Here is a 7,665-nt window from a genome sequence, read left to right as displayed (position 1 = left end):
TCCACGGCGAGCCGCTCCAGACTCCTCGTGCTAATTTTTCCCGATATGCACAAGCGTCGTGCCTTCATGGTCCGGCGCGGACGGAGTGCTGCACGGCCAAGGAGGCGAGATCATGGGTGATCTCGACGAGATACGGCGGCGGCTCGACACACTCGAGGCGATCGAGAGCATCAAGCAACTGAAAGCGCGCTACTTCCGTTTCGTGGACGAGAAGAAGCACGACGAACTCGCCGCACTGTTCACGCCCGACGCGAAGGTCGTGACCGACGGAATCGTGTGGAAGTCGCCGCAGGAATTCGCGTACACCATCCGGGACCTGACGGGTGCCGCGCCGTCGGTGCATCACGGCCACATGCCCGAGATCGAGATCACGGGGCCCGACACGGCATCGGGAATCTGGGCGATGGAAGATCTGCTGACTTTCCCGGCCGGTGAGAATGCCCCGGAGGGGCACAACGGGTACGGGCAGTACCGGGAGACCTACCGCAAGGTGGACGGCCGGTGGCTCATCGAATCGGCGGAACTGACCCGTTTCCGCATGGATCCGCTCGAGAACTGGGACCCCGGCGCCTGACAGGCGTGCCGGCACCGAGCCGGGAGCCCTTGGCGACGCGGCACAACAAGCTCCCGGTCCTCGTGGAGTCAGAAGTCAGAACGTCAGGACGAGCCTGCCGCGTACGCCACCCGCCTCGAAACGCCGATGCGCGTCGGCTGCCCGGTCCGCGGGATATGCATCCGCGACGCGCAAGCTGATCCGGCCCTCCTCCGCGAGCGCGCGCAGGGCGTCGAGCTTGTCGTGCGCGTGGCGGTACTCGGGTACGAAGACGTTCCGCACGATGACGTCACCCGTGTCGCCGAGGGGAACGGTGCCGGGTTCTCCGATGCTGCGCGCCAGGGCGAGCTGTCCGCCGGGACGGATGGCGCCGAGGGTCCGGGGTCCCATCACGGCGGCGTCCACGACCGCCTCGACCCCCTGAGGAACGATCGCGCGGATGCGGTCGGCCACGTCCGGGCCTCGGCGCACCACCTTGTCCGCGCCCAGGGACCGGACCAGTTCCTCGTCGGCGGGCGCGGCGTCCGCCACCACGGTCAGTCCGTCCGCCTTGGCGAGTTGCACGGTGTACCCGCCCAGGGCGCCGGCAGCACCGGTGACAGCGATCCACGCGCCGGGAGCCAGGCCCAGCACATCGAGGGCACGGCGTGCGGTCAGGCCGTTCATCGGAAGAGTGGCAGCCTCGGCATGTGTCGTCCCGGCCGGTGCGCGTACGACCTGACGTGCGTCGACGACGACGTACTCCGCGTAGGCGCCTCCGGAGGGATCGACGGGGATGACGATCGCCATCACACGGTCACCCACGTGCAGGTCGGTGGCCGCGTCGGGAGCGATGGTGTCCACGACGCCGGCGGCGTCCATGCCGGGCCGGTACGGGGGAGTCAGGCGTCCGGCGAGCATGGGGTCGGTGAAACCGGTGCGCAGCAGGATGTCCGACGGGTTCACCGATGCCGCGTGGACCCGGATGCGGACCTGTCCGGGACCGACCTCGGGTACCGGCAGGTCGACGACCTCGAGCACTTCGGGACCGCCGTAGCGGAACACACCAACAGCCTTCATGACGCTGCTTCCTTTCGTGGGGGCGCAGACAGGGCTGTGCTGACCGGCACAGCCCTGTACGTCCCTCGATTCTATCTCGAATGGTCAGTATAGAATGGCGGGCCCGGCTCGATCCGGTGAGAATCGCTGATGGGTAAGGGTTGGGGCGAGGTTTTGTGGAACGTCTCGCAGGAGCTCCGCCGCGTGGCGGGAAGGGGGCGGGCGGTCGGCCCGGCCTCCCTCAGTCCTTGCCGGTCCGGATGCCGTCCAGGGCGAAGCGGAGGACCCGGCCGCGCTGCTCGTCGCTGACGTAACCGGTGGCGATGATGCCCGTGATCATGCGCAGGACGTCGTCGAAGGAGGCGTCGCGGCGGGCCTCGCCTGCCTCCTGGGCCCGTGTGAAGAGCGGTTCGCCGGCCTCGTACATCGCGACCCGCGAGGCGCGGAACATCTCCGAGTCGCGGTTGAGTTCGTCCGAGATCGCGCGCTTGGTGGCGACGTAGGCCACGAACCGGTCGAGCCAGGCGCTGAAGGCCTCCCACGGCGGCAGGTGGGCGACGTCCTGGGCGGCGCGGCACAGTTCCTCGACCTCGCCCACGTAGACGGCGTCGAAGAGGGCCTGGCGGGTGGGGAAGTTCCGGTAGAGCGTGCCGATGCCGACGCCGGCGGCACGGGCGATGTCCTCCAGTGGGGCACCGGAGCCCTGCTCGGCGAACGCCGTGCGCGCCGCGGCCAGGAGCTTGTCGAAGTTGCGGCGCGCGTCGGCCCGGTGCGGGCGCCGCACGGCCGCGCCCGCGGTGGAGGGCGTCCTGTCGTCCACCGTGATCCTTCCGGGGTGTCCCTGTTTTTCGGAGGGCTCCCTCCATTTTATCAAGGCGGTCCGCCGTCACGGTCCCGCGCCCGCCCTCGCCGGTGACCCGCTGTTCTCGCCGTCAGAGCGAGCGGATGAGGCCGCCGTCCACGCGCAGGATGGCGCCGCTGACGTAGTCGGCCAGGGGGCTGGTCAGATACAGGACGGCGCCGGCGACCTCTTCCGGGCGGCCGAGCCGGCCGCGGTCGTTGGGGAGCAGATGGGCCGTGGCGTCGCGCTCGATCTCCTCCCAGGTTTCGCCCCAGCCGCGGTCCGGGGCGATGCCGGTCAGCAGGTCCTTGACGGCGTCGACGAGGATCGCCCCCGGAGCGACGGTGTTGGAGGTCACGCCGGTGCCCGCGAGCTCCCGTGCCAGGGAGACGGCCAGGTTGTGCCGGGCCGCGAGGCTGGCGTTGTAGTGCGGGTGCCCTGCCATGGGCGTGACGGCGAGCCCGCCGCCGATCTGGATGACACGGCCCCAGTTGCGCTCGCGCATCTGCGGGACCAGCCGCTTGATCATGCGGACCCCGGACAGCACGTTGGCCTCGTAGGTGTCGCGCCAGTCGTCGACGGACGCGTCGGTCCAGGTGAGGTGCCGGTAGTAGCCCGCGTTGTTGACCAGGATGTCGATCGGGCCGTCCGCCAGCGCGCCCGACGCCACCGCGTCGGCGCCCTCGTCGGTGGCCAGGTCACCGAGGACGACCTCGGCGCGTCCGCCGTTGTCCTGGATCGTGCGGGCAACGGCCTCGGCCCGCTCCTTGTCCCGGCCGTGCACCACGACACTCGCGCCCTCGGACGCGAGGAGAGTGGCGATCGCCGCTCCCAGGCCTGAGCTGGCTCCCGTCACCAGGGCACGCTTGTCGGTGAGGTTGTAGTCCATGTCACTTTCACTTTCGGTTCCGGCGGTCACGTGGGCTGCTCGTGTCGGCTGCTCGCCCGGACGGGGGTGACCGCGGTGCCGGGCGGGTGCGGAGACGCTTCGCCGCCCGGCTTGGTGGTGGAGGCAATCCTCCGCATTATCGGAGGCTCTCCTCCACTTTACTGGAGGGTCGCCTCCGGTGCAAAGGGTGGGCGTCGGCTGCGCCGCTCATGAGAGGGGGAGCGTGGCCGGGAGACCGGCGGGGCGGGCCTGGTGCGGAGGTGCGCCAGGGGGCTTCTTCAGCTTGCGCCGCCTCTGCGGGCGCGGCCACCCATAGGCGCTTACGCGAAGTAAGCAGCTAACGGGTGCTTTGGCGGTTGGGAGAGGACGGGCCCAGTGTGGACGCAGGCCGCTCACGGGCCGCCTGATCCGATCACACGCACAGACCTGGAAGCACACACCATGGCAACCCTGCTGCACATCGACTCCTCCCTGAACCCTGGCACCACCTCGAAGTCCCGCACCGTGGCGATGAGGTTCCGCGACGCGTGGCAGGAGCAGCACCCCGACGGCGAGGTCATCCACCGCGACCTCGCCGCGGACCCCCTGCCGCACCTGGACCAGCACGCCTTCTCCGCGGCCCTCGTGGATGCCGAGGCCCGTACCGCGGAGCAGGCCGAGGCGATGGCCCGCCGGGTACGACTGATCGAGGAACTCGAGCGGGCCGACGCGGTGCTGCTGGGCGCACCGATGTACAACTTCACGATTCCCTCGACCCTCAAGGCGTGGATCGACCACGTCCTCATGGTCGGGCGCACGACCGGAGACACCTCCAGCGTCAAGGGCCTCCCGGTGACCGTGATCGCCAGCCGCGGCGGGTCGTACGCGCCGGGCACGCCCAGGGAAGCGTCGGAGTACGTGCAGAACTACCTGCGGTCCATCCTCAACGAGTACATGGGCCTCGAACTGGACTTCATCGTCCCGGAACTGACGGCCGCGCACTCCAACCCGGCCATGGCCGAACTCATCCCGCTGGCCGAGAAGTCCTGGGCACGCGCCTTGGACGACGCCGTGCTCAAGGGCAAGGAGACTGCGCGGCGCGTCACCGCCGCCTGACCTCGCGCGCCGCACTCGGTGCCGCTGCCCCTCACCGGGCCGAGCGGCACGTGCCCGTCCGGCTGCCGGCGGCCGGACGGGCATCGGAGCGGCTCCGGACACGAGCGCACCCACCGGCACCTCGCGCACGCCACACTTCGAGGCCCTCCTCCCCATGACCACGCTGCTGCACCTCGACTCGTCCGTGTCCGCCCGCGACACATCCGTCTCACGCGCGGTGACGGAGACGTTCCGCCGCACCTGGACGGCCCACCACCCCGACGGCACGGTCATCTACCGTGATCTGGCCGCCGAACCCGTCGCGCACGTCACCGCCGACGCCTACGCCGCCGGCCTCGCGGACCCGCGCACCCATACCGCCGAACAGGCCGCGGCCTTCGCCCCCCGCCGACGGCTCATCGAGGAGCTGGAACAGGCGGACGCCATCGTCATCGGCGCGCCGATGCACACCTACACGATCCCCTCCACCCTCAAGGCGTGGCTGGACAACGTGATCGTCCCCGGCCGCACGTCCGCGCGAGACTCCGCGCTCGCCGGCACACCGACCACCGTCGTCACAAGCCGGGACCTGTCCTACGCCCCGGGCACGGCCGAGGAGGGGCACGACTTCGTGCAGAACTACCTCACCGCCGTCCTCGCGCACACACTGCGCCTTGACGTCGGCTTCATCGTCGCGGAGTTCACGCTCGCCCGGCGGGATCCGGCCCTGGCCGCGCTCCTGCCGCTCTTCGAATGGTCCCAAAACCGCGCACACCAGGAGGCAGCAGCCAGAGCCCGGGCAGCGGTCCGGAGCCGGGCGGCCTGAAGTCGGTGCCCTGTGGTCCCGTGAAGGGAGGGAGGAGAGGGTCAGGCCGAGGTCTGCGTGTCCTGTTCGGTCCAGATGGTCTTGCCCGTGTCGCTGAACCGCGTGCCCCAGCGCTGGGTGAGCTGCGCGACGAGGAACAGCCCCCGCCCACCTTCGTCGCCGGTGCGGGCGTAGCGCAGGTGAGGAGCCGTCGTGCTCGCGTCGGACACTTCACAGATCAGCGTCTCGTGATCGCGTATGACACGCAGGCGGATGGGGCCTTGGGCGTAACGGATGGCGTTGGTCACCAGTTCGCTCACCACCAGCTCGGTCACGAACCCTGTCTCCTCCAGACCCCAGACGGCCAGCTGGCGCTGCACCAGGCTGCGGGCAGTGGCCACGATCGCCGGGTCGCTGGGCAGATCCCACGTGTGCACCTGGTCGTCCCCCAGGCGATGGGTCCGGGCCAGCAGGAGAACCGCGCCGCCGGGCGTGCGCCCGAGACCGGGGAACGACGCCAGGATGGTGTCGCGCAGATCGTCCAGCGGCCTCCCGGTGGCCGAAGCAAGGGGACCGGTGAGCCATGCCGGGGCCTGTCCGTCGCGCGCCGAGGTGCTGGGCGCGAGGGCCGGTGTGCAGAAGGCGATCACACTGCCGTCGGGCAGGTCGACATCCGCGCCGGAGAAGTGCCGCTCGTCCGTGCCGAGTGCCTTGCCCACCGGCACGGAAGGCGTCCTGACCGTCCCGCCGGGTTCCGCGACGGCAGGGGGGACGTGTCCGGCGACGGCCAGCGAGAGACGGCCGGGCGCGGGGTCGTACACGCCGTACACGCAGCGGATCTCCGCGACAGCGGCGTCGTCGTCGTGCGGGGAGACGCCGTCCCCGGAGCCTGCCATCTGCGTGACCAGGGTGTCCAGGCGGGCCAGTACCTCCTCCGGGGCCAGGTCCAGGCTCGCGAGCGTGTGCACCGCTGCCCCCAGCCGGCCGACGGAGGCTGCTCCGGACAGGCCGGTCTCGGTCGTTTCCGCCAGGACGAACGCGACGCGGGCCCCGGACACCGGGATGACGTCGAACCAGTGGGCGCCCGCCGAGGCGGGAGCGAAGTAGTGGCTGGTCGTGACAGCGCTCTGCTCGGCGGTGCGCCGGCGCAGCAGCCGCCGTTGCAGTGTCCGCGCCGTATTGCGCTCACGCAGGTAACGGCGTGCGTTGTCGATGGCCAGGGCCGTCCGGGAGGCAAGGTCACGTGCTGTGAGGCTGTCGAAGGCCGAGAAGGAACCGCCCGGCCGGAGACGGTAGAACGTCACGATTCCCACGACGCCCTCGCGTGCGGTCATCGGCGCCACGAGGCAGGCGACGGGCCGGCTGCCGCCGGTGCTCGGGTACAGGGGTTCCCCGTCGTCCGCGGGGAGCACGACCTCGCACCGGTAGGGGGCGTCGCCGACATGCTCCCCGGGAGCGGTCGGGTAGGGAAACCTGGGACGGCGTCGCCGGCGGCTGTCTCCCGGAGCGGCGTCGTCACCGCGGTACCGCACGCCCACACGGCGCAGGTCGCAACGGTCCGGACCGGGTTCCTCGCCTGCCAGCACCGGTGCGTAGACGTCGACCGTGGCGGCGTCGGCGAAGCGGGGCACCGTGACGTCCGCGAGTTGCCGGCCGGTCTCGACCACACTCAGGGACGTGCCGATCACGGAGCCGGTGTCCGCGAGCAGCGCAATGCGTTCCTCCGCGATGCGCTGCTCGGTGATCTCCACCGCTGTCGTGGCCAGGCCCAGCACGCGGCCGTCGTCGTCCTCCAGCCTGAAGACCGAATTCGCGAAGACATGTTCATGCTCAGGATCGTCCGGTGGGCGGCCCCGCTTGTCGAAGTTCATCACCGGCACCCCGGACTCCAGGACCTGCCGCATGCGCACCTCGAACTCCTCCGAGTTCGAATCCGGCCACACCTCGTGCGGCATCAGACCCAGAGAGCGGGGGCCGAAGACTCCCTGCATTCCATGCGCCGCCGGATTGAACCGGCGGAGCCGCAGATCACTGTCGTACACACACAAGCTGGACGGCGCCTGCGTGAACAGGGTCTCCAGCACGGCGGATCCCACGCCGTCACCGGGTTCTCCCGCGACCACGGGCGTGACGGCGACCACCCAGCCGCCGGGCACGTCATCGGCAGGTCGGACACGAATCCGACAGGCCCTGGTGTGCCCGTCGCTGCCGTGCACCAGCACCGGAGCGGCGCCGGCCGTCCCTCCGTCCGACGCGTCGCCTCGGGAGGACAGAAGACGGGTGACCGGTTCTCCGCGTATCTCCGAGGCCGTGAAGCCCAACAGGGCCCGGGCGGCCTCGCTCCACCGGGCGATCAACCCCTGCTGGTCGACCGTCAGTTCGGCTGTCGAAGGCCGCCGTGTCAGCGTCTCCGAACCGTCATGCGTGGTGCTCACCGCCATCAGTCCCCTCTGCGTCCTGGTCCG

Annotated in this window: 7 protein-coding genes; 3 read left to right on the top strand and 4 right to left on the bottom strand. The window is 70.5% G+C overall.

Translation table 11 applies throughout. The annotated features are described in order from the left end of the window. Positions 1 to 112: 112 nt before the first annotated feature. Positions 113 to 574 carry a nuclear transport factor 2 family protein gene (locus ACFOSY_RS05040; RefSeq protein ID WP_394305488.1) on the top strand — a complete coding sequence of 154 codons (462 nt, stop codon included), beginning with the start codon at positions 113 to 115 and terminating at the stop codon, positions 572 to 574. Positions 575 to 649: 75 nt separating this feature from the next. Here ACFOSY_RS05040 and ACFOSY_RS05035 read toward each other — a convergent pair whose 3' ends face one another. The 3 genes from ACFOSY_RS05035 to ACFOSY_RS05025 all read right to left on the bottom strand — a co-directional run bounded on the left by ACFOSY_RS05035 (position 650) and on the right by ACFOSY_RS05025 (position 3,321). Continuing rightward, positions 650 to 1,612 (bottom strand): quinone oxidoreductase family protein, encoded by a 963-nt coding sequence (locus tag ACFOSY_RS05035; RefSeq protein WP_394305487.1) that lies wholly within the window; start codon positions 1,610 to 1,612, stop codon positions 650 to 652. A gap of 220 nt (positions 1,613 to 1,832) precedes the next feature. Next, positions 1,833 to 2,411 (bottom strand): TetR/AcrR family transcriptional regulator, encoded by a 579-nt coding sequence (locus tag ACFOSY_RS05030; RefSeq protein ID WP_394305486.1) that lies wholly within the window; start codon positions 2,409 to 2,411, stop codon positions 1,833 to 1,835. Between the two features lie 112 nt (positions 2,412 to 2,523). Continuing rightward, positions 2,524 to 3,321 (bottom strand): SDR family NAD(P)-dependent oxidoreductase, encoded by a 798-nt coding sequence (locus ACFOSY_RS05025; protein WP_394305485.1) that lies wholly within the window; start codon positions 3,319 to 3,321, stop codon positions 2,524 to 2,526. A 441-nt stretch (positions 3,322 to 3,762) separates the two neighbouring features. Here ACFOSY_RS05025 and ACFOSY_RS05020 point away from each other — a divergent pair, with 441 nt between their 5' ends. Beyond that, a complete protein-coding gene (locus ACFOSY_RS05020) occupies positions 3,763 to 4,416 on the top strand; it encodes an FMN-dependent NADH-azoreductase (RefSeq protein WP_394305484.1) in 654 nt (217 codons plus the stop codon). A gap of 154 nt (positions 4,417 to 4,570) precedes the next feature. Beyond that, positions 4,571 to 5,221: an FMN-dependent NADH-azoreductase gene (locus tag ACFOSY_RS05015; RefSeq protein WP_394305483.1), complete on the top strand. Its 651-nt coding sequence runs from the start codon at positions 4,571 to 4,573 to the stop codon at positions 5,219 to 5,221. A 41-nt stretch (positions 5,222 to 5,262) separates the two neighbouring features. On the opposite strand, the gene ACFOSY_RS05010 is transcribed toward ACFOSY_RS05015, so the two are convergent. After that, positions 5,263 to 7,635, bottom strand: coding sequence for a SpoIIE family protein phosphatase (locus ACFOSY_RS05010; protein ID WP_394305482.1), 2,373 nt, complete (start codon positions 7,633 to 7,635; stop codon positions 5,263 to 5,265). Positions 7,636 to 7,665: the final 30 nt, after the last annotated feature.

It is taken from the genome of Streptomyces lusitanus (genome assembly GCF_042647945.1).
Classification (GTDB): Bacteria; Actinomycetota; Actinomycetes; order Streptomycetales; family Streptomycetaceae; genus Streptomyces; species Streptomyces pseudogriseolus.
This window is presented reverse-complemented; position numbering and strand designations above follow the sequence as displayed.